This is a genomic window from Alteromonas sp. G5_S2_22_S1, from assembly GCF_054968525.1.
Window position 1 is genome coordinate 111,875 of sequence record NZ_JBQKUJ010000004.1, and the last position, 20,532, is coordinate 132,406.

19 protein-coding genes and 1 riboswitch are annotated in these 20,532 nt (G+C 47.1%); of the genes, 10 read left to right on the forward strand and 9 right to left on the reverse strand.

Annotated features, from left to right (window positions below; translation table 11 throughout):
* Position 1 precedes the first annotated feature (1 nt).
* The 8 genes from thiS to hemC form a co-directional block, all read right to left on the reverse strand.
* Positions 2–211, reverse strand: coding sequence for a sulfur carrier protein ThiS (gene thiS, locus ACTRWF_RS06500; protein ID WP_012516664.1), 210 nt, complete (start codon positions 209–211; stop codon positions 2–4).
* Positions 198–977: a ThiF family adenylyltransferase gene (locus ACTRWF_RS06505; protein WP_462835267.1), complete on the reverse strand. Its 780-nt coding sequence runs from the start codon at positions 975–977 to the stop codon at positions 198–200. The genes thiS and ACTRWF_RS06505 overlap by 14 nt, the downstream gene beginning before the upstream one ends.
* Entirely contained in the window at positions 970–2,550 is a 1,581-nt protein-coding gene (thiE, locus tag ACTRWF_RS06510) for a thiamine phosphate synthase (protein ID WP_462835268.1), read from the reverse strand. The genes ACTRWF_RS06505 and thiE overlap by 8 nt, the downstream gene beginning before the upstream one ends.
* Positions 2,547–4,475, reverse strand: coding sequence for a phosphomethylpyrimidine synthase ThiC (gene thiC / locus ACTRWF_RS06515; RefSeq protein WP_462835269.1), 1,929 nt, complete (start codon positions 4,473–4,475; stop codon positions 2,547–2,549). Before thiC ends, thiE begins: the two co-directional genes overlap by 4 nt.
* Positions 4,476–4,723: 248 nt before the next feature.
* A riboswitch (TPP riboswitch) is annotated at positions 4,724–4,835 on the reverse strand.
* Positions 4,836–4,966: 131 nt separating this feature from the next.
* Positions 4,967–6,142, reverse strand: coding sequence for a heme biosynthesis HemY N-terminal domain-containing protein (locus ACTRWF_RS06520; protein ID WP_462835270.1), 1,176 nt, complete (start codon positions 6,140–6,142; stop codon positions 4,967–4,969).
* On the reverse strand, positions 6,139–7,311 hold the full coding sequence (locus tag ACTRWF_RS06525; RefSeq protein WP_462835271.1) for a uroporphyrinogen-III C-methyltransferase: 1,173 nt from the start codon (positions 7,309–7,311) through the stop codon (positions 6,139–6,141). The genes ACTRWF_RS06520 and ACTRWF_RS06525 overlap by 4 nt, the downstream gene beginning before the upstream one ends.
* Positions 7,312–8,043: a uroporphyrinogen-III synthase gene (locus ACTRWF_RS06530; RefSeq protein ID WP_462835272.1), complete on the reverse strand. Its 732-nt coding sequence runs from the start codon at positions 8,041–8,043 to the stop codon at positions 7,312–7,314.
* A gap of 97 nt (positions 8,044–8,140) precedes the next feature.
* Complete coding sequence (hemC, locus tag ACTRWF_RS06535) at positions 8,141–9,079, reverse strand: hydroxymethylbilane synthase (RefSeq protein WP_012516671.1); 939 nt, start codon at positions 9,077–9,079, stop codon at positions 8,141–8,143.
* 162 nt (positions 9,080–9,241) lie between these two features.
* On the opposite strand from hemC, the gene ACTRWF_RS06540 reads away from it, so the two are divergent.
* The gene (locus ACTRWF_RS06540) at positions 9,242–10,336 is read left to right on the forward strand and encodes a diguanylate cyclase (protein WP_462835273.1); all 1,095 of its coding nucleotides are present in this window, start codon (positions 9,242–9,244) and stop codon (positions 10,334–10,336) included.
* A 113-nt stretch (positions 10,337–10,449) separates the two neighbouring features.
* Here ACTRWF_RS06540 and ACTRWF_RS06545 read toward each other — a convergent pair whose 3' ends face one another.
* The gene (locus ACTRWF_RS06545; protein WP_020745167.1) at positions 10,450–11,121 is read right to left on the reverse strand and encodes an alpha/beta hydrolase; all 672 of its coding nucleotides are present in this window, start codon (positions 11,119–11,121) and stop codon (positions 10,450–10,452) included.
* Between the two features lie 287 nt (positions 11,122–11,408).
* Between ACTRWF_RS06545 and gmk the strand changes: the two genes are divergently transcribed.
* From gmk to ACTRWF_RS06590, 9 genes are all read left to right on the forward strand, one after another.
* The gene (gene gmk / locus ACTRWF_RS06550) at positions 11,409–12,050 is read left to right on the forward strand and encodes a guanylate kinase (RefSeq protein WP_023559475.1); all 642 of its coding nucleotides are present in this window, start codon (positions 11,409–11,411) and stop codon (positions 12,048–12,050) included.
* Positions 12,051–12,220: 170 nt separating this feature from the next.
* The gene (rpoZ, locus tag ACTRWF_RS06555) at positions 12,221–12,493 is read left to right on the forward strand and encodes a DNA-directed RNA polymerase subunit omega (protein WP_012516676.1); all 273 of its coding nucleotides are present in this window, start codon (positions 12,221–12,223) and stop codon (positions 12,491–12,493) included.
* A 143-nt stretch (positions 12,494–12,636) separates the two neighbouring features.
* Positions 12,637–14,748, forward strand: coding sequence for a bifunctional GTP diphosphokinase/guanosine-3',5'-bis pyrophosphate 3'-pyrophosphohydrolase (gene spoT, locus ACTRWF_RS06560; RefSeq protein WP_462835274.1), 2,112 nt, complete (start codon positions 12,637–12,639; stop codon positions 14,746–14,748).
* A 24-nt stretch (positions 14,749–14,772) separates the two neighbouring features.
* Positions 14,773–15,159 (forward strand): RidA family protein, encoded by a 387-nt coding sequence (locus ACTRWF_RS06565; RefSeq protein WP_015065915.1) that lies wholly within the window; start codon positions 14,773–14,775, stop codon positions 15,157–15,159.
* Between the two features lie 3 nt (positions 15,160–15,162).
* Entirely contained in the window at positions 15,163–15,870 is a 708-nt protein-coding gene (trmH, locus tag ACTRWF_RS06570; protein WP_333971187.1) for a tRNA (guanosine(18)-2'-O)-methyltransferase TrmH, read from the forward strand.
* Positions 15,871–16,044: 174 nt separating this feature from the next.
* A complete protein-coding gene (gene recG, locus ACTRWF_RS06575; protein WP_348680682.1) occupies positions 16,045–18,117 on the forward strand; it encodes an ATP-dependent DNA helicase RecG in 2,073 nt (690 codons plus the stop codon).
* Positions 18,110–18,886 carry a class I SAM-dependent methyltransferase gene (locus tag ACTRWF_RS06580; protein ID WP_348680684.1) on the forward strand — a complete coding sequence of 259 codons (777 nt, stop codon included), beginning with the start codon at positions 18,110–18,112 and terminating at the stop codon, positions 18,884–18,886. Before recG ends, ACTRWF_RS06580 begins: the two co-directional genes overlap by 8 nt.
* A 9-nt stretch (positions 18,887–18,895) precedes the next feature.
* Complete coding sequence (locus tag ACTRWF_RS06585; RefSeq protein ID WP_012516682.1) at positions 18,896–19,369, forward strand: peroxiredoxin; 474 nt, start codon at positions 18,896–18,898, stop codon at positions 19,367–19,369.
* Positions 19,370–19,716: 347 nt separating this feature from the next.
* On the forward strand, positions 19,717–20,526 hold the full coding sequence (locus ACTRWF_RS06590; RefSeq protein WP_020742634.1) for a hypothetical protein: 810 nt from the start codon (positions 19,717–19,719) through the stop codon (positions 20,524–20,526).
* Positions 20,527–20,532: the final 6 nt, after the last annotated feature.

Below are 20,532 nucleotides of genomic sequence, written 5' to 3' on the forward strand. Positions count from 1 at the left end.
ATTAGCCTCCTGCAACTAGGGTAAAGATATCAACGGTGTCGTTATCGTTAAGATACGTTGTCGACCAGTCTCGTTTGCTCACAATGGCCGCATTCTTAGCGATGGCAGTCCCGTCTACATTGATCTGCTTAAGCGCAACCAGTTCGTTTAACGAGATGGGCGATATCACGTTCATGGGTTGATTGTTCACATTCACTTTAATTTGGGTCATGACATACCTCGCAAGTAGAAGAAGAGGGCAGCGTAAAGCTTTTAAGGGAACCAAGGTCGGCTTTCCCAGTTAGGTAATGGCCCCATTTGATATTGGCACTGAACCCTTTGGCTAAAAACAGCAATGCTTGCGTTGCCTGATGGCAAGCCGCCATGCCAACCACAGGGCCAAGTACGCCTTTGCTTAAGCAGTCTTCGCGCACATTGATGTATTCAACAAGACAGGCGTAACAGCCACCGCCTGTTGAGTTTTGCGGTAGGTTTAATGCTTGCCAGCTTAGTCCGCTCGCTGCTGCAATAAATAGCGGTGTAGAGGCGCGGTACGTAGCCGCATTAATCAATTTTCGCGTGTCAATTTTGTCAGTGCAGTCAAGCACGCAATCGGCTGAGGAAATCAGCGTTGGTAAGTTATTACTATCAACATAAAGGCTTTTATATCTGATATTAAGCTTGGGGTTAACTTTGCGGAGCTCGTTATACAGTGATTTGGCTTTAAGCTCTCCAAGGTGCATCTCGTTGTAAGTTACCTGGCGCTGCAAATTGCTGATGTCTACCGTGTCACCGTCAACCAAAGTGATGCTTCCCACACCGGCACCCACCAAATAACGGGCGACTAAACTTCCCAATCCACCAAGGCCAACTACTACGGCGTGTGAGTTTGCAAGCTTAGCTTGGCCGTCTTCTTCCACGCTCTCAAGCATAAGTTGTCTGCTGTATCGCTGGATATCTTGTTTGTCTAGGGGCTGGGTGAATGAATGGCTATGCAAAACCCGCCTCCTTCGATAGTTTGCAAAACGCATTTAACGGTTCATCAGCTTGGGTAATTGCACTGACGACGGCAATACTATTAACACCGGTTTTTGCCACATCGGCAATGCGCGCTAAATTGATACCGCCTATCGCGACCGTAGGAATTCCTTCGCATAGGGCTACGTATTTACGCAGCCTCTCAACACCTTGGGGCTTAGATGGCATGTCTTTGGTATTCGTAGGAAATATGTGCCCTAGGGCTATGTACGAAGGGTGCAAAGCACGTACGCGCTGTATTTCAGCAAAGCCGTGGGTAGAAATACCAAGCCGTAAACCTGCCTGTCGAATGGCCTCTAAATTTGCGGTGTCGATATCTTCTTGTCCTAAGTGAACGCCGTACGCACCTAGCGCAATAGCTAACTCCCAGTAGTCGTTAATGAACAGTTGGCAGTGTGTATTTTTCGTAAGTGCTATGGCTTCTTTTATCTGTTGGCGAATCTCTTCCTGCGTTCCGTGCTTTACGCGAAGCTGAATGATGTTAACCCCAGTAGGTAATAAGCGTGCTATCCAGTCAACGCTATCAACAACAGGGTATAAGCCCAAGTCGGTTTGCGTAAGGGCGGGAAAGGGGCGTTCTATAGCTTGGCTTTGAACGTGTGACTCCTGTTTGGCGCTTAGTAATGACGGCTGCGAGGGCGCGTGTTCCCGTTGATAAAATTTTACCGAAGGAAAGCACAATGGGTTATTGGGGAAACCTATACAGCGTCCATAGGCAGGGCTGCTTGTTTGTGATGTAAGGGTATACGCTGTGTTCGCACAAGAAGCGTGCCTAACCTGGCTAACATAAGCGTTGGCAAGGGTAAGGGCATCTTCAATGCAGTAGTCGTTCACCACAAAAGCCGCTATGGCACTGGCTAACATACAGCCCGTACCGCGAAGCTTGCTGGTCTCTTTTCTTGGCTGACTAAACTGTATGGTTTGGGTGGGGCTGATGAAGGTATCGCATACGTGTGCTTGCCAGTTGGCGTGCCCTCCTTTTATGTAAATCGCGTGCGCGCCCTTGGTTATGAGTTGGTGGGCTGCAGTAAGCAAGCTATCTTCGCTTTTTATCGATAGACGAGTTAACCACGAAAGCTCTTGGGTATTAGGCGTGACTAAATCTACGGTATTTAAAAGTTCTTCTACTACAGGTTCAGACAGTTCGCTTAATTTTCCACCTGATGATGTGCGTATTACCGGGTCCCACAATACAAATGGCCGAGGTTTATCCATTGAGCGAATGCGCGCGCACAACAACAGCGCTTGTTCATCGTTAGCAATAGCGCCAATTTTTATCGCGCTGGCTGGTGTGCTCTCGCTAAGTACCTGCCACTGTTGATTCAGTGCTGAAGCCGTCATACTTTCTTTGCTTAGCATTATCGAATTCGACTGCACAGTGGCCTGCGTAGTAATGACGCAGGCGTGAACGTTTAAGTCGGCAAGGGTAATGGCATCGCGGGTAATACCCGCGCCGCCACTAGAATCTATACCGCCTATACACCATACAACCGGCTGTTTAACCGCAGGCTGCTGCAAGGCGTTCTCTGTCATGGCAATTCAACCTTACTGTCGGCGGTATGATAAAGCTCGGCGCCCGATTTATTAAATGCGTTCGCCATGTCCTTCATGCCTTTTTCCTTTTCTTTTTCTGCGGCTTGGGCGGGAGCTAGGTTTTCCGCCTGCTTAGCGACATCCCGTACTTCCTGAGATATTTTCATGCTGCAGAATTTAGGCCCGCACATAGAGCAAAAGTGTGCGACTTTGCCAGAGGCTTGCGGAAGGGTTTCATCGTGATACGCACGCGCGGTATGTGGGTCTAACGCTAAATTGAACTGATCTTCCCATCTAAACTCAAAGCGCGCTTTCGACATGGCGTTGTCGTGAATTTGCGCGCCCGGGTGGCCTTTAGCTAAATCAGCGGCGTGAGCAGCAATTTTGTAGGTAATTAAGCCTTGTTTAACGTCTTCCTTGTTAGGTAAACCAAGGTGCTCTTTAGGGGTTACATAGCAAAGCATGGCGCAGCCATACCAGCCAATCATGGCGGCACCAATGCCGGATGTGAAATGATCGTAGCCCGGTGCAATATCTGTGGTTAGTGGCCCCAGGGTATAAAACGGTGCTTCATGACAGTGCTTAAGCTGCTCTTCCATGTTCTCTTTAATCATGTGCATTGGCACATGCCCTGGGCCTTCAATCATTACCTGAACATCGTATTCCCAGGCAATTTTAGTTAGCTCACCAAGGGTACGTAGTTCAGAAAACTGCGCATCGTCGTTAGCGTCTGCTACGCTGCCCGGGCGCAAGCCATCACCTAGCGACAGCGCTACATCGTATTTCGCGCAAATTTCGCAAATATCGTGGAAGTGCTCGTACAAAAAGCTTTGCTGGTGACGACTTAAACACCACTTCGCCATAATCGACCCGCCACGAGATACAATGCCGGTTACCCGTTTTGCGGTAAGGTGTACATATTCAAGCAGTACGCCTGCGTGAATAGTGAAGTAATCTACCCCTTGCTCGGCTTGTTCGATAAGCGTGTCTTTAAACATCTCCCACGTTAAGTCTTCGGCTACGCCATTCACTTTTTCCAGCGCTTGGTAAATAGGTACGGTACCAAGGGGGACTGGGCTATTTCGCAGCAGCCACTCGCGGGTTTCGTGAATATTCCTGCCGGTGGATAAATCCATGATGGTGTCGGCGCCCCAGCGCGTAGACCACACCAGCTTTTCTACCTCTTCTTCAATTGATGACGTTACTGCAGAATTACCAATGTTGGCGTTAATTTTCACTAAGAAGTTACGGCCAATAATCATTGGCTCTAGTTCGGGGTGGTTAATGTTACACGGAATAATTGCGCGCCCTGCGGCCACTTCTTGTCGCACAAATTCAGGGGTTATCGTCTCGGGTAAATTGGCGCCAAAGTGCTCGCCTTTGTGCTGCTGAGTTAGCTCGGCGTCTTTAATGGCTTGGCGGCCCATGTTTTCGCGTATGGCAATGTATTCCATTTCAGGGGTAATAACGCCCTGTCTGGCGTAATGCAGCTGTGTAACGTTTTTGCCTGCTTTTGCTTTTAGCGGTTTGCGACTGCGTATAAAGCGAAAGTCTTCGGTAAAAATGTCGTTTTCACGTTCTTTGGCAAAGCTTGATGAAACGCCATCAAGCTCAAGGGTATCGCTGCGCTCTTCAATCCAGGTTTTACGCAAAGGCGATAAACCTTTGTGCACGTCAATATTTTCCTTTGGGTCGCCGTAAGGGCCTGATGTGTCGTAAACCGGAATGGGTGGGTTGGGTTCTAAGATAGGGCTGTCTTCTGTGCCGCCTACCAAGCTGTCGTGCTGGTGAATAAGGCGCATGGCCACACGGATATCGTCTCTACTTCCACTTTCGTAATGGCGTGTTGAGTTGGGGTAGGCTTCGCCCGCTAGTTCATTAATGAATTGTTGCGCTTGTTGGCGCTGTTCGCGTCTGTTCGACATAGCATTTTGGCCTTTTACGTTTAGGTTTAAAAATGCTTGTCAGGAGTGAAGGAGAATACAGTGTGTGAGGTTGAGTGGTTTTAACCGCGATTATAGCTAGAAGGTAATTAACAATGAGTGGTGAAAACTTATCGCAGATAAGAAGTAAATGTTTGCGCCTTGTGCTGCGCTAATCACTTACCATTTACATCACTCGTTGTTACTTACACATTCAAACCACAGCGTTACGCTTATTAAAAGCACTGTGCACATTGTATTTTCTTGTTCCCTTCGCAGGTATTAGCCTGATCAGGTTCTACGGATCCCACTTTCGCGGTCTCAGCTTACTGGGTTACCAGTGAAGCACTCCGACAAGTAATTTGTTTCTATTCGCACTTTATAACCACCTATGCAGGTTGTAAATTAAAGTGCGAATTCAAAATTCCTTTTTACTATATCGCCAATTTTACGAACAATACAAGTACTACCAGCTAGGCTAAATGAAATTTCACTTAGCCCGCTAGCTGCTGGCCTTCTTTATAAAGCTGAAGGGCCGTGGCTGTATCTTGCTGGCGCTCACTTATCGCTGAAAGAAGCAGTAAGTCTTCTTTGCGCGACTTCATTTTAGTGGCTTTAAGCAAGGCTTTCTCAGCCAATACATCGTCACCCGAATTAAACGCAACTTGGCCTAGGGTTGAGTAAAGGGCCACGTTTTCTTCATCTTGCTTAATCCAACTTTCTAGTAAGCGAAGCGAGGGGGAAGCATTAGGTAAATTCAGCTGTGTAAACAGCGGGAATAACGCGCTATTAGGCCCGCGCTTTTGCCACTCTACAAGGTGTTGCTGTGCGTCGGCATGCATACCTTGGTCAAGCAGCTGCTGAACGTAGGCGGCGCGATAGGCATCGTCATGACGCAGTTTGCGTGGCAGTGTATCCCAGTAGGATTTCAGCTCGACAGCGCCTTGTTTACTGGCAATTTCAGCAAATTTACCTTTTGCAATTCGCTGGCTCCAGGCGGTGTAGTCGGCTTTAGGCAGCGCTTTGCGCCACGTAGGTAAGTTTTCCTGAAGCACTTGCCATTTGCCAAGCTTGGCAAGAATTTGCGCTTTTAACTGCACAACTTGCTTGTTCTCGCGCTCTTTTTCGTCTAGTTCGTCAAGCTTTTCCAGTGCCGCGTCGTATTTCTCTTCAGCCACGTCAATGCGCGCATGCATCACCGTAGCGGCGACTTTAGCATTAGGAAAGTCGGTGGCTTGAACCAGGAAGTACCGGGCTTTAGACAAGTCGTTATTGGCAAAGGCAATTTGCGCAGATGCTAAGTAATTTACACCTTCAAAATCACCGTTGGTGGTTTTACCCAAAGACTTTTGAGCACTCTCAAAGTCGCCTGCGGCCATAGCGTGAAGACCGTCGTAAAATGCACGTTTGCGTTTGCGTTCGCCAAGGGTCCCAAACCACTTGTGAGAGCCGGTAATTAGGCTTAGCGCCCACAGTGCAAAGCGAGATAGTACGTACCACGCAATAACGGCACCAATAACCAGAATACAAAAACTGATCACCGTCATCTCAATGGCGGTACTACCTAATGAAATTAGTACGTAGCCTTTATCGCCAAGTAGCATGGGGCCGACAATTAACGCAACAACGAATGCGGCTAATACCGCAAGGGCAATAGCTAACCATTTCATAGTGCGCTAGCTCCTTGTCCAAATACCTGTTTCACACGGCTATCAAGTAAACGCTCCAGCGGCTTTTGAGACGCAAGCTCGGTTGGAATAGGGCGTGCAATATCGGTAGCACTTAAGTTTTGTAGCGCATCCATAAAACCGGTAACTTGGCTTTTTTCGGTATCAAACTTTTCAGTAAGTAGGGTTTGCGCGTATTGCAGCGACTGACTGTACAGGCCTTCATCACCCTGAAGGGCAGCTGTTTGCGCATGCATAAGCTGTAATCTAAGCTGCTCTTTTGCTAGGAACTGCGCTTCTAGCGAAAGCACTGGCTCTACTGGGCCTTCAATGCTTTTTACGGTAAGAAAATCGTCAACCAATGAACGCCACACCTTCGCAAGGTTTTCTTGCCAATCGTCAGCCGATTCCGACAATGTCGTGTCTTGTGCATTGCCATCTTCTGGTTTTTCAAAGGTATCCAGAGGAAGCTTATCAATTTGTGCAATCATGCCGGTAAGCGCCAGCGCCACCGAACTTTGAGATACAGGGTTTAACTGCTGTAGTGTTTGAATATCTTCGGCAAGGGTAGCGCGAACCGGCAACACCGATGGGTCAGCCAGTGACTTTAGGCGTTTGTCAGCGTTAACTAACAATAGAATTGCCGTGCGAACGTCGTTTTCTAGCCATAGCTTTCTTCCTGCCATACGCACAAGGTAGTCAGCTTCAGCAATTAGCCAATCAGCTGGGCGTCGGCCTTCCATGTTGTTAAGCTGCTGCAGGGTTGATTCTGCTTGAAGCGCTAGCTGTTCGTTTTGTGACTTAAGTTCCGCAACTGTACTTTCTAGCGCTTGGTTTGTTCGCGTGACATTTTCAATTGATGCCAAAATGTCTGCGCGCTCGCGCTCAATCGCGTTTAACTGAGATGCGTTATTTTGCTGTGCAGTAACCGTTTCTTGGCTTGCCGATTGCTGCTGCATGTAATACCAATAACCTGCGCCTGCCATACCGAGCACAAGTAAAAACAGGATAATTACAACAAACCAAAGTAGACCGTTACCCGATGATTTTTTTTGTTTAGCGCCAGACTTTGAAGATTCACTCTGCGTGGCAGAAGACTCTATTACTTCTTTTTCAGCATCCACTTTCACGAGTTCCTCTTTGTGTGGGCTATTTTCATTATTGTTGGCCATTCAATACTCCCAGTTTTCCTTTACCCAGGCGATGAGTGCCTGATCGGTGGCTCGCTGACAAACGGCAACCTCTTCAATACCTTTATTGGTGAGGGTTTTAGCAATGCGGCTGCTTACTGTTAGCCATGGATAAGCTAAAAGCGCGTTGCCAAATTGTTCTATAAGCTGCAGTGCCATTGCTTCGCTTGTAGCGATAATGCCGCTAACTTCGCCCAGTTTCCACCGTTTTGTGTAAATTGGGCGCGTAAGTGGTTCCCTTTTATAAACGCAAAAGCTGTTCACTGACATCCCTTTTTCGTCTAATCCATTAGCGATAGCGTCCCTTCCACCTTCACCTTTAATAATAACGACTTGTTGACAGTTTGCCTCATTAAGTTGGTGCATTGCCAGTATACCTTCGGATGTATGAACCTTAGGAATGGCAATATTGACGGATGATAGCTCGCTCAGCCCTGCACGAAGTTTATGTGCGGTGGCGTCGCCCACTGCAACAACAAGGGGAGGGGCTGCCGCTGTTTTCTTCAACCCCGAAACGACGGTATCTACAGCATATACGCTGGTAACAATAATTACGTTTATCGCGTTGTGAGATAAAAATTCAGCTGCAGCATATTGCTCTGAAAGTACTGGGACAATATCAGACGTAGCTACACCTACCGCATAAATTCCAGCATTTTCAAAAGCTAACGCGCTCGCTTTTAATTTTGGTAAAGGGCGTGTGAACAGTAGCATTAATACGAAGCCTCATCCTTTTAGTTTTCGAAATACTGCTTAAAAAAGGGAAGGTAAACGGGATAAGAAAATATCCCTATCCCGTTTAGCGTGCATTTTAGCTATAAAGTGCTTTCAAAATTTCGCCAGCACCTTGCTCTAAAAGGGCTTCAGCTACCTCAATACCCATGTCTTTGGCTTTCTCTCTAGACGCGGTAGCTGAGGCAAAAAGAAGCTCAGAGCCATCGGGCTTTCCTACCATGCCAGTGAGCGTTAGCACATCGTTATCCAGTGTAGCAAAACTGCCAATAGGGACTTGGCATCCGCCTTCTAGCCTTTCATTCATGGCGCGTTCTGCAGTAACACGGGTGTGCGTATCTGCGTGGTTTAATGCTTGAAGTAGCGCTATTAGTTCTTCATCGTCGTTGCGACATTCAATGCCTACAGCGCCTTGGCCTACAGCCGGAAGAGAGATGTCAGCAGGCAGAGCCATGCGAATACGCGATTGCATTTTAAGGCGAATAAGCCCTGCAGAGGCTAAAATAATGGCGTCGTATTCGCCTGCATCAAGCTTAGCTAAACGGGTATTTACGTTACCGCGAAGGTCCTTGATGATTAGATCAGGGCGGTATTTGCGAATTTGACATTGTCTGCGTAGGCTAGATGTACCCACTATTGCGCCTTCTGGCAGTGCATCTAGGCTGTCGTGGTTGTTAGACACGAAGGCATCGAACGGATTCTCACGCTCACATATAGCGTGTAACCCAAAGCCTTCCGGGAATTCTACCGGTACGTCTTTCATTGAGTGCACAGCAATATCGGCACGGCCTTCAAGCATGGCAATTTCAAGCTCTTTGATAAAAAGGCCTTTGCCGCCAATTTTGGCCAGCGGCGTATCGAGAATTTTATCGCCTTGGGTGCTCATGGGCACAAGCTCAACGGTCATTGATGGGTAATGCTCCAACAATTTTGCCTTCACATACTCTGCTTGCCAAAGCGCTAAGGCACTTTTTCTAGTAGCAATTCGAACGGTGCGGGTGGTGTTGAGATGACTCATGCTTATTCCAAACTATTAAAAAGATAAACAAAACGACGTATCACAGAACGTCATACGAGATACGTTGTAGTATACGCATTTTCTTGGTTAATGTTTGGAAATAGCGGTGATTTTCTACTTGGTTAATCGTTAACTTTCAGACTATGCTGAGTTGGGCTAAGGGTGTCTGGTAATAAAAGTGGAGAAGGTTCTAGTATGGACTACTCGTCGTTAGGGAAACTGTTAAGAAGCGCTCAACAAGACGAAGCAGAGGCAAAACGCAGAAGACTGACACTGTATTTTATTTCTTATGTTGGCGGCACCATCATGGCCTTTATGGCGTGGCTGAATGTGGGTACGAATAACCCGCTTTTAGTGGGGGCACTAACTATTTCAACAGTAGTGGTATACGCGAATGTTGCACTTTCGCACGTGTTCCCGAAAAGCGATGTATGTTATTACATTGGTGGGTTAATAGTTCTGTTTACCATTGACGTTTTAGTCTACACGGGCGGGCTCAATAACACGGGGCTGTACTTCATATATCCACTTCTTTTCGTTCAAATTATTGTGGTGCGCTTTAAGCCGGCAATGCTCTATGTGTCAGTTACTATGGGTCTGGCAGTAGTTATGCTTTTCAACCAAGGAAAAATTGATGCGCAATACCCAGATGAACATGTATCAAGGTTTCTTATATCCACGTTTTGTTTTATTTGCATCGCGTTCATAGGAGAAAACTTTTGGCATCAAAGTCGAAAGGAGATGTTGAAAGAAAACCTTGAGCGCATGCGCCAAGCCAATACCGACCCGTTAACCAAACTGCCCAACCGCCGTTTTCTAGAAGCCGTTTTTTTCGAAAAGGCCATGCAAGACCCTGCTGCATATTTCCCTTTAAGCGCGGTAGTGGTAGATATCGATCACTTTAAAAAGATTAACGATAACTATGGTCACGATGTGGGCGATCAGGTGCTTATTCATGTTACCAGTTTGATGAAAGAAGCGGTCAGATCTTCTGATGTGGTAGCACGCACTGGCGGTGAAGAATTTTTGGTGCTTTTTCCTCATGCTACGTTGACGCAAGCGGTTAAGTTGGCTGAAAAAATGAGGAGGCTAATAGAAGAAAGACCTTTTGTAGCAGGAGACATTAATCACCCTATCACCGCAAGTTTTGGTGTTGCCACAGCGTTAACCGATACCAACCTACATGCCAGTTTAAAACAGGCTGATGATAACTTATACAAAGCGAAAAATGCGGGCAGAAACCGCGTGATGGAATGACAGACGCAAAAAGCGTTAATGCTTTAAATATGTCTTGGCGAGCACAACAGCAAGTAACAAACGCTGGTGGTAATGGTATGCCAGCGTTTCGAAAAAATTAGCGACGACAAGTGTTAGTTAAGCAGTTTTTGTAACCATGCGCTGATGTCATTAAGTTCTTGCATACAAACGTTGTGTTGCATGGTGTAAGTTTGCCACGTTGCCTTAAAACCGCATTCGTTTAGCGTCTTAAAAGCAGCGTTGCCCATGAAAACCGGTACAACCTCGTCCTGCTCACCGTGGGCCATCATTATGGGCGTCTCGCGGTTTACGTCTAGTGCTTCACTACTTAGTAATGCGGGTTCACACATGTAGGTAGAAAGCGCCATAACGCCGGCCAGTTTTTGCGAAAATCTAGGGGCAAGGTGCAAGGCGATAACGCCCCCTTGGGAGAACCCTGCTAAAACGATACGTTCTGCTTTTATGCCGCTTTCAATCTGCGCTTTGATAAGTTGCTCAACCTGTTCTGCCGATTCTTTTACCCCTTCAAGATCTGCGCGGCTTTCAAAATCTAGCGATTTGATGTCGTACCAAGCACGCATGCGCATTCCGCCATTTATCGTGATAGGTCGCTCCGGTGCATGGGGAAACAGGAATTTTACGGCCATTGAATCTGGTAATTTAAGCTCGGGCACAATAGGAGCAAAGCCGTGGCCTGAATCGCCAAGACCGTGAAGCCAGATAACGCAGGCATCAGGCGCTGTTGACGGATTTATCTCTACGCACGGCAGAAGTTGCTGAGTCATTCTATATTTCCTAGTTTTGTTGTTGCTTCATTACCAATGGTTATCCTTTCTCACGGGCAATCTCTGTCTTTCGCAAAAATGGTGGGGGGTCAGAGTACTTTTTCTGCCCCACCATTCTTAGAAACTTATTATTGTTATGTATTTTGCTAACGCCAATCTGCAACTTAAAGACAGGTCATCATCAATCATCAATGCATAAACCAGATAATCACAGTTACGGCGTAAGGGCTTAATATGCTATCATTGCCACTTGAAATCACCACATCTTGATAAACTTTTAATATCCTATGGCTTCACTACTTGGCAATTTATTTATACTTGCAGCTCCTTCAGGGGCGGGAAAATCTAGCCTTATAAAGGCGCTAATGGAAAAGTACGAAGGTAATGAAACTACGCCTATGCAGGTGTCGGTATCTCATACCACGCGTCAGCCTCGTCCGGGTGAAGTAGACGGCGTACACTACCACTTTGTAAGTCGAGAGCAGTTTGAAGCGCTTATCGAACAAGGCGTATTTTTTGAGTACGCAGAGGTGTTCGGCAATTATTACGGCACATCACGGGTTACCATTGAACAAACCCTTCACCGCGGAATTGATGTGTTTTTGGATATCGATTGGCAAGGTGCTCGCCAAGTCAAAAAGCTTATGCCAGATACCTGTGGTATTTTCATTCTTCCTCCGTCGCTAGATGTTCTTGAGCAGCGTTTAAATAACCGCGGTCAGGACAGTGAAGAAGTCATTGCTGGGCGCATGGCACAAGCGGTGGCGGAAATGTCACACTTTAGTGAGTTCGATAGCGTAATTGTTAACGATGACTTTGCCACAGCACTAGGTGACTTAGAAGCGATAGTGACTGCGCAGCGTCTTCGTACGATGAAACAACAAATGCGTCATCAGGTGCTATTGGACGAATTGCTTGGTAGCGCGTAAGCTTATCAGCATAGACAAATGTTTTAGTTTAAAGGCAGACGATCAGCACATAGCTATAACGATCTGACTGCTTCAAATTCAAACAAAATACTAGGATCGCGCGGTGTATTTGTGTATACTACGCGGCCGTTTTTTGAATAACTTGCTCAACCTAATTTTCGGAGAAATACATGGCTCGCGTAACTGTAGAAGATGCCGTAGATAAAATTGGTAACCGCTTTGACCTAGTGCTTGTTGCTGCACGCCGTGCACGTCAAATTGCCACTGAAGGCAAAGATCCTATGGTTGACGTTCAAAACGACAAGCCAACTGTGACAGCACTTCGTGAAATTGAAGAAGGTTTAGTAACGGCTGCTACGCTTGAACAAGCAGACCTTCAAGCGCAAGAACAGCAAGAACACGCTGAATTTGCGTCTGTTGCAAATATTTTATCTGATCAGTAAAACCCGCTTTTAAGGGCTTTTATCAGTTATTTGGCGCCAGTGCTTTGAAAAAAGCACTGGCGCTTTAGTTTTGGTGTATTGGCTTCTAGCACAATTAAACGTATTCTTAGTGGTGTAACGTTATATAAGGGTCGCGCTTCACTGTGTATTTGTTTGAAGGTTTAAAGCAGAAAGTTTTAGAGTATTTATCAGCCGACCGTGTTCAGCTGGTGCAAGATGCTTTTGTTCTCGCTCAAGAGGCCCATGACGGCCAAATGCGCTCCAGCGGCGATCCGTATATCACTCACCCGGTAGCGGTGGCAGGCATTCTTGCCGATATGCACCTTGATCATAAAACGATCATGGCGGCACTGCTTCACGATGTCATAGAAGATACCCATTATAGCCAAGAAGACCTTGCCGAGGCCTTTGGCGATACGGTTGCTGAGCTGGTAGAAGGGGTCAGTAAACTCGACAAGCTTGCCTTTAGCACCAAACAAGAAGCCCAGGCGGAAAACTTCCGCAAAATGATGATGGCCATGGTGCAAGACATCCGAGTTATCCTCATTAAACTGGCCGATCGCACACATAACATGCGTACGCTAGGCTCTCTGCGCCCTGATAAGCGCCGCCGCATTGCCCTAGAAACGCTAGAGATTTACGCCCCTATAGCTCATCGCTTGGGTATTCACGATATTAAAAACGAGCTGGAAGATTTAGGTTTCCAAGCCATGTACCCCATGCGCCATCGCGCATTGAAATCGGCGGTACGCCAAGCCCGTGGTAATCGCAAAGAGATTATCGAGAATATTCGTGGAGAACTGAATACGCGTCTAGATGCCTACGAAATAACATCAAACGTGATAGGCAGAGAAAAACACCTGTACTCCATTTACCGCAAAATGAAAAACAAAGAACTGATGTTCAATGAGGTAATGGATATTTATGCGTTTCGCATTGTGGTGAGTTCGGTAGACAACTGCTACCGCGCACTAGGCGCTATGCACGGGCTATACAAGCCTATTGAAAACCGTTTTAAAGACTATATCGCTATTCCGCGTACTAACGGCTACCAGTCGTTACATACATCGCTGATTGGCCCGCATGGTATTCCTGTTGAAATTCAAATTCGAACACAGGAAATGGACCAAATGGCGGATAAAGGGGTAGCAGCACACTGGCTTTACAAGGAGCCGGGTGACAACGGCACTACTGCACAGCTTCGTGCACGTAAGTGGATGCAAAGCTTGTTAGAACTGCAGCAGTCGGCAAGCTCGTCGTTTGAATTCATCGAGTCGGTCAAAACCGACCTTTTCCCTGATGAAATTTACGTGTTTACGCCAGACGGACGTATTATAGAACTACCTACAGGCGCAACGGCCGTGGATTTTGCCTACGCCGTACACTCTGACGTGGGCAACACGTGCGTAGGTGTGCGCGTTGAACGGCGCAACTTCAGCTTAAGTAAGCCGCTGCAAAATGGTCAAACCGTCGAAATTATTACCTCTCCAAAAGCGAAGCCGAATGCGAATTGGCTCAATTTTGTGGTGAGTGCTCGCGCGCGTACCCGTATTCGCCAGTATCTGCGTAAACAGCATTCACAAGAAGCGGTGAATATGGGTAACCGCCTACTTCGTCATGCGTTAGGCAGTGTTAAGCTAGACGATATCCCTAATGCTGATATTGAGCGTGTAGTGGCTGAAACTAAGCATGCAAACTTCGACGACCTGCTAGTAGACATTGGCCTTGGCAACGAACTAAGCGCTATTGTTGCTCGCCGTTTGTTAGGCGAAAGCACCACTGATTTGTCAGACAAAAAGGGCAATGTGGCTATTCGCGGTACAGAAGGCCTGCTTGTGCACTACTCTCGTTGTTGCCACCCTATTCCTGATGATGAAATTGTGGCGGTATTAAGCCCAGGGCGCGGTATGACCATTCACCAGATTGGTTGTAATAACATTCGCAAACTCACCCGTGAAGAGCCGCAACGTGTGCTGCCCATGCAGTGGGACGACAACCCGCAGGGTGAATTCAAAGCGTCGTTACGCATTGAATTAATTAACCATCAGGGCACACTGGCAACTTTAACGAACACCATTTCAGGCTGCGATTCCAACATCATTGGTCTGCAAACTGAAGAGAAAGAGAGTAATATCTACTTTATTGACCTAGAACTTACCACACACAACCGTGTGCACTTGGCCCGCGTAATGAAGAAAATACGCACCATGCCGGAAGTTCAGAAAGTGTCTCGTCATAGTCAATCACGACACTAATTACTACAAAATTTAGGAACTACTATGTCTAAGTCTATTATTCAGACCGATAAGGCACCTGCTGCTATTGGTACTTACAGCCAAGCGGTTAAAGCTGGCACTACTGTTTATCTTTCAGGCCAAATTCCTCTTGTTGCTGAAACCATGGAAATGGTATCTGACGATTTTGAAGCCCAAGCGGTACAAGTTTTTGAAAACCTCAAAGCGGTATGTGATGCAGCCGGCGGTACCACTAACGATTTGGTGAAAGTGAACATCTTCCTGATCGACCTTGGGCACTTTGCCACCGTTAATGAAATTATGAGCCGCTATTTTAACAAGCCTTACCCAGCACGTGCTGCCGTTCAGGTATCTGCATTGCCTAAGGGCGCACAAATTGAAATTGATGGTGTAATGGAACTGCCGGAGTAAGCCATGTCACCTGAGCGTTACCAGCGCATTAGAGACGTGCTGGAAAAAAGGCAAACCGACCTTACGGTATGTCTTGAAAATGTGCATAAGCCCCATAATGTTTCTGCCATAGTGCGAACCTGTGATGCTGTGGGTATTCACAGGGTTCACACCGTATGGGAAAAGAAATATCAGTTTCGTCGCGGTACGGCGATGGGCAGTCAGCAGTGGGTGCGCCAGACTAACCATGACGGCATTAACGATGCGATGGCTGAGCTTAAAGGTCAAGGCATGCAGGTGTTGGTTACCCATTTATCTGATACGGCGGTAGATTTTCGTGATGTGGATTACACCAAGCCGACCGCTATATTATTCGGTCAAGAAAAATACGGTGCCACTGATGAAGCCAAGGCGCTGGCCGATCAGGATATCGTCATTCCTATGATGGGCATGGTGCAGTCGCTAAACGTGTCGGTGGCCGCAGCGTTAGTGCTTTATGAAGCGCAGCGCCAGCGCACTATTGCGGGTATGTACAATACACAGCAGTTGCCGGAAGAAGAATGTCAGGCATTGGCCTTTCAAAATGGCTACCCGCGTTTGTATAAACTCTGCCAACGCAAAGGTTTGCCTTTGCCTGCTATTAACGCTATTGGTGAAGTGGATGCCGACGATAGCTGGTGGCGAGAAATGCAAATTACCAAAGCGGAAGCTGACGTATTAGAAGCAGGCTAAGTAACTGGTTTCGCTTTTAGTTTTGTTTAGGCCAGTTAAGAAAACTGGCCTAAAGCGTACTCGCCAACCCCGCAACAATCCTTTACACTTCCTTTCTAATAATACGTTGATTAACACCCGCTTGCGCCTTCCAGCGTGAAAGCAATGTAGGTTTTAAAAGAAGGATGTCGCTTGATGCAAGCACTGGCCACTACACCCATAACTGCGCTTAAAGGCGTAGGCGCAAAGGTGGCAGAAAAACTCAATAAAATAGGCTTGTTTACCCTTCAAGATATACTGTTTCACCTTCCTCATCGCTACGAAGACAGAACCCGTATTTACAGCGTGGCTGAGTGCCGCCCGTTTACCCATGTAAGCGTGCAAGGCGAGGTAATGAGCGCCGACATTCAATACGGTAAAAAGCGCATGCTGGTGGTAAAGCTTAGTGATGGCACGGGCACTATAACCCTAAGGTTTTTCCACTTTGGCGCTGTACAGCGTTCTATCATGACGCCGGGCAACACGGTACGCTGTTTTGGTGAGGTGCGCACCGGCAAATGGGGTATTGAAATGATGCACCCCGAATTCAAGCTAGTGGACGAGGACGCGCCACCGACAGAAGAATCACTGACACCGGTTTACCCCACCACAGACGGGGTTAAGCAGCTAACCCTTCGCAATTTAACCGACCAAGCACTAAAGCTTTTGGACAAAGGGGCGCTGGCCGATTTACTGCCCGAAGGTATATACGATAATCAAATTAGCCTTAACGAAGCCCTTCATTTGGTCCATCGCCCGCCGCCAGATGTCGATGTACACGAAATGGAAGAGGGGCTTCATCCTGCTCAGTATCGGTTAATTCTTGAAGAGTTGTTGTCACACCATTTAAGTGTGTTGAAAGTACGCAAGTTATCTGATGCACAGCCCGGTATTCCAATTAGTGTTAATCAGCCGCTTATCGATAAAATGCTCGCTCAGCTGCCGTTTTCACCAACTGGTGCTCAGGCAAGGGTAGTAGAAGATATTCAAAAAGATATGCAGCACGCACGGCCTATGATGCGCCTGGTACAAGGCGACGTAGGTTCGGGCAAAACTTTAGTAGCGGCATTGGCTGCACTATCCGCCATTGGTGCCGGGCATCAGGTAGCGTTAATGGCGCCGACAGAACTGTTGGCGGAACAGCACGCGAATAACTTTCGCGGTTGGTTAGAGCCACTCGGTATAGAAGTTGGTTGGCTTGCTGGAAAGCTAAAAGGCAAGGCCCGCAATGAGGTTTTAGCGCGCTTAGAAGCCGGTGACATTCAAATGTTGGTGGGCACTCACGCTATTTTCCAAGAAAGCGTGACCTACCAGCAGCTAGCGCTGGTTATTGTGGATGAGCAGCACCGCTTTGGTGTACATCAGCGTTTGGCTTTGCGCGATAAAGGCGAGCAACAAGGCCGCTATCCGCACCAGTTGATCATGACGGCAACGCCTATTCCAAGAACGCTGGCCATGACAGCCTATGCCGATTTAGATACCTCGGTCATAGACGAACTGCCACCGGGCAGAACGCCGGTACAAACCGTGGTGCTCCCTGATACACGCAGAGCGGATGTGATAGAGCGCGTGCGCCAAGCGTGTAAAGATAACGGCCGCCAAGCCTATTGGGTGTGTACGCTTATTGACGAGTCCGAAGTGTTGGAGTGTCAGGCCGCTGAAGACGCTGCGGTTACCCTGCGTACCGCGCTGCCAGACTTACAAGTAGGCTTAGTACACGGGCGGTTAAAGCCCGCTGAAAAAGCGCAGGTTATGGCTGATTTTAAAGACGGTAAGCTTGATTTACTGGTGGCAACGACGGTTATTGAAGTAGGCGTAGATGTGCCTAACGCTAGCATTATGATTATTGAAAACCCTGAGCGTTTGGGCTTAGCCCAGCTCCACCAGCTTAGAGGCCGAGTAGGGCGGGGGGCGGTAGAAAGTCAGTGCGTACTTATGTATCAAAGCCCCTTATCTAAAACGGCGACTCAGCGCTTAGGGGTACTGCGTGAGTCGAACGATGGGTTTTACATCGCACAGCGCGACTTAGAAATTCGCGGGCCGGGGGAATTCATGGGCACGAAACAAACCGGAATGGCTGAACTTAAAATAGCAGATCTTGTACGCGACGCCGCCCTTATTCCAAAAGTTCAAGAAATTGCCTATACCCTTTGGGATAAATACCCGTCTCACGCCCAAGCAATCATCAATAGATGGATAGGGCATAAGGAGCAATACGGCCATGCTTAACAGTGTGCCTTTAGTTATCGCACAACACAGTACTCAAGATGATACTTCACTACTAAATAGTATTGGGGATAAGTGGGGCTTCCCCGTTGTTTCTCACAGCGAAAAGCCTGCCGAAGGGTTTTATCTTCAGATACAAAATGGTGTGTTGGGCCTTGCTGATGCGAGCGAGAAAAAAGTGCTGCCGGTTGAGGTTGATTTTGCTTCACCGGCCAGTTTGTATCGCAAACAACACGGTGGCGGACGTAAAGAGCCTATTGTTAAGGCGATTGGCATTAAAGGTAATGAAGGCTGGCATGTCGTGGATGCCACACCGGGGCTAGGTCGTGATGCGTTCATTTTAGTAAGCGTTGGCTGTAAAGTAACTATGATAGAGCGTTCGCCGATTGTGGCCGCGCTGCTTGAAGACGGCATACGCCGTTTAGCGCTTAGTTTTCCAGAACTTGCAGCTAAAATGTCGCTTCAACATGGAAATAGCGCTGAGGTAATGCAATACTTCACTGGTGAGAATGTGAACGCTATTTATTTAGACCCCATGTTCCCACATAAAAAGAAGTCAGCCTTGGTGAAAAAGGAAATGCGGCTGTTTCAGCAACTGCTTGGGCATGACCCCGATGCAGATGCGCTGTTACCGCCAGCACTTAAGCTAGCTACGCACCGGGTAGTCGTTAAACGCCCAAATAGTGCAGACGTGCTGGCAGGAGAAAAACCATCAATGGCAATAGAAAGTAAAAAACATAGATTTGATGTGTATTTGTGTCAAAAACCCTAGGAGAGCAACATGATACAAGTTGGTAGCACCTTGCCCGAGGTGGATTTCGGTCTTTTAGTCGATGGAGAAATGACAAACCCAGGCACTAATGAACTTTTCTCGGACAAGCGCGTTGTGTTGTTTGCAGTACCAGGGGCGTTCACGCCAACCTGTTCACAGGCTCATTTGCCGGGCTATGTGGCACTAGCAGACAAAATTAAAGCGAAAGGTATTGATAGCATTATCTGTCTTTCTGTAAACGATGCGTTTGTTATGGATGCATGGGGTAAGGCTAATAATGCAGAAGAAATTATTATGCTAGCCGATGGGAATGGTCATTTCACAAAGCAAATTGGCTTGGATATGAATACCAGTAACTTCGGTGGCTTGCGTTCATTGCGTTATTCAATGTTAATTGAAGACGGTGAAGTGAAGAAAATAAACGTAGAAGACCCGGGTCGCTTTGATGTAAGCGATGCACAAAGCATGCTAGATAGCTTGTAAATACGTTTCATCACCAAACGTTTCGTTCAAAAGCCCGCAACACGTGTTGCGGGCTTTTTTCTTTTAGCTTTTTGTGAATATTCATTAATTTACATATGCGTATACTTGCCCGTGATTTTCATTAAAATGTAACCCAACTATGATCTGACAGTTTGCTAATTGCGTTGAATATCAATGTGTTCAGCAAAGGTTAATGAACTAATATGCAATATTCTGTATCGAAAATGCAGAAAAATGAAGGGTTAACGTACTGCGTTACGTAGCATGTAGCCTCGTTTAGTTACCTTTACTTGCTTAATGATAATAAGTATCATTTGCGCATTAAGGCAAATGTTTTAGGAATAATTATGACAATAACACTGAAAAAAATGGGGGCGTTGGTGCTGGCCTCTGCCGTAACGCTCTCTATGCTATCGTCTCAAGCGCTTGCGAACGGGTCTATTGGCGATCACGTTAACAACCTTCACGCGCATATCGGTGAGTACACCGAAGAGGTGCACTGGCTAGAAAGCAAGTTTGGCAGTGTTGTTGATGCGTACGAAGCAAAAGACAAATCGTTAAAAACAGACGCGTTAATCGAGTACTGGGAAGAAGTGGACTTTCACTCTGCCATTGAAACCCAATATGTGCCTATTTACGCGTCTATTTGGCAGGGCATTTACGGCGTAAAAGTCGCCATTGATGAAGGCAAGCCAGTTGCAGATGTACGCGTTGAGCAAGAGAAGCTAAATCATGCCTTGTGGCAGGCGCTAGGCGCAGTTAAACTTGCGTCCCAGTACCAAAAGAAAGGTCTGGTTAACAAGGTTCAAACGACTGAAATAGAGCCGACAACTGGCCCTGAAGTCATTGACGATATTAAAACCCGTCTTGATCGCGTGGTAGCTAAATATGCAGAACAGCTACACGAAGTGGCAACTACGCTTGTTCACGACACTTATCTACAGCGTTTTGAAGGCGTAGAAGGTGATTTGATTGCCAAAGACGCAGCCTTGGTTGAAGACCTAGAGAAAGACTTTAACGTTACGCTTCCTCAAGCCATTTCGAAAGATACTGGCGTAGACGCAGTGCGCAAGGTAGTGGAGTCAATGCAGGCTAAGCTTGACCGCGCTCGCGCACTTTTAGTTGAAGTAGAGCAAAGTCGTAAAGACGTTTTTTAAAGGAAG

Coding starts and splice junctions, on each gene's coding strand:
- thiS (WP_012516664.1), bottom strand. CDS start 211: ATGACCCAAATTAAAGTGAATGTGAACAATCAACCCATGAACGTGATA.
- thiE (WP_462835268.1), bottom strand. CDS start 2,550: ATGACAGAGAACGCCTTGCAGCAGCCTGCGGTTAAACAGCCGGTTGTA.
- thiC (WP_462835269.1), bottom strand. CDS start 4,475: ATGTCGAACAGACGCGAACAGCGCCAACAAGCGCAACAATTCATTAAT.
- ACTRWF_RS06520 (WP_462835270.1), bottom strand. CDS start 6,142: ATGAAATGGTTAGCTATTGCCCTTGCGGTATTAGCCGCATTCGTTGTT.
- ACTRWF_RS06525 (WP_462835271.1), bottom strand. CDS start 7,311: ATGGCCAACAATAATGAAAATAGCCCACACAAAGAGGAACTCGTGAAA.
- ACTRWF_RS06530 (WP_462835272.1), bottom strand. CDS start 8,043: ATGCTACTGTTCACACGCCCTTTACCAAAATTAAAAGCGAGCGCGTTA.
- hemC (WP_012516671.1), bottom strand. CDS start 9,079: ATGAGTCATCTCAACACCACCCGCACCGTTCGAATTGCTACTAGAAAA.
- ACTRWF_RS06545 (WP_020745167.1), bottom strand. CDS start 11,121: ATGACTCAGCAACTTCTGCCGTGCGTAGAGATAAATCCGTCAACAGCG.
- gmk (WP_023559475.1), top strand. CDS start 11,409: ATGGCTTCACTACTTGGCAATTTATTTATACTTGCAGCTCCTTCAGGG.
- rpoZ (WP_012516676.1), top strand. CDS start 12,221: ATGGCTCGCGTAACTGTAGAAGATGCCGTAGATAAAATTGGTAACCGC.
- ACTRWF_RS06565 (WP_015065915.1), top strand. CDS start 14,773: ATGTCTAAGTCTATTATTCAGACCGATAAGGCACCTGCTGCTATTGGT.
- trmH (WP_333971187.1), top strand. CDS start 15,163: ATGTCACCTGAGCGTTACCAGCGCATTAGAGACGTGCTGGAAAAAAGG.
- recG (WP_348680682.1), top strand. CDS start 16,045: ATGCAAGCACTGGCCACTACACCCATAACTGCGCTTAAAGGCGTAGGC.
- ACTRWF_RS06580 (WP_348680684.1), top strand. CDS start 18,110: ATGCTTAACAGTGTGCCTTTAGTTATCGCACAACACAGTACTCAAGAT.
- ACTRWF_RS06585 (WP_012516682.1), top strand. CDS start 18,896: ATGATACAAGTTGGTAGCACCTTGCCCGAGGTGGATTTCGGTCTTTTA.
- ACTRWF_RS06590 (WP_020742634.1), top strand. CDS start 19,717: ATGACAATAACACTGAAAAAAATGGGGGCGTTGGTGCTGGCCTCTGCC.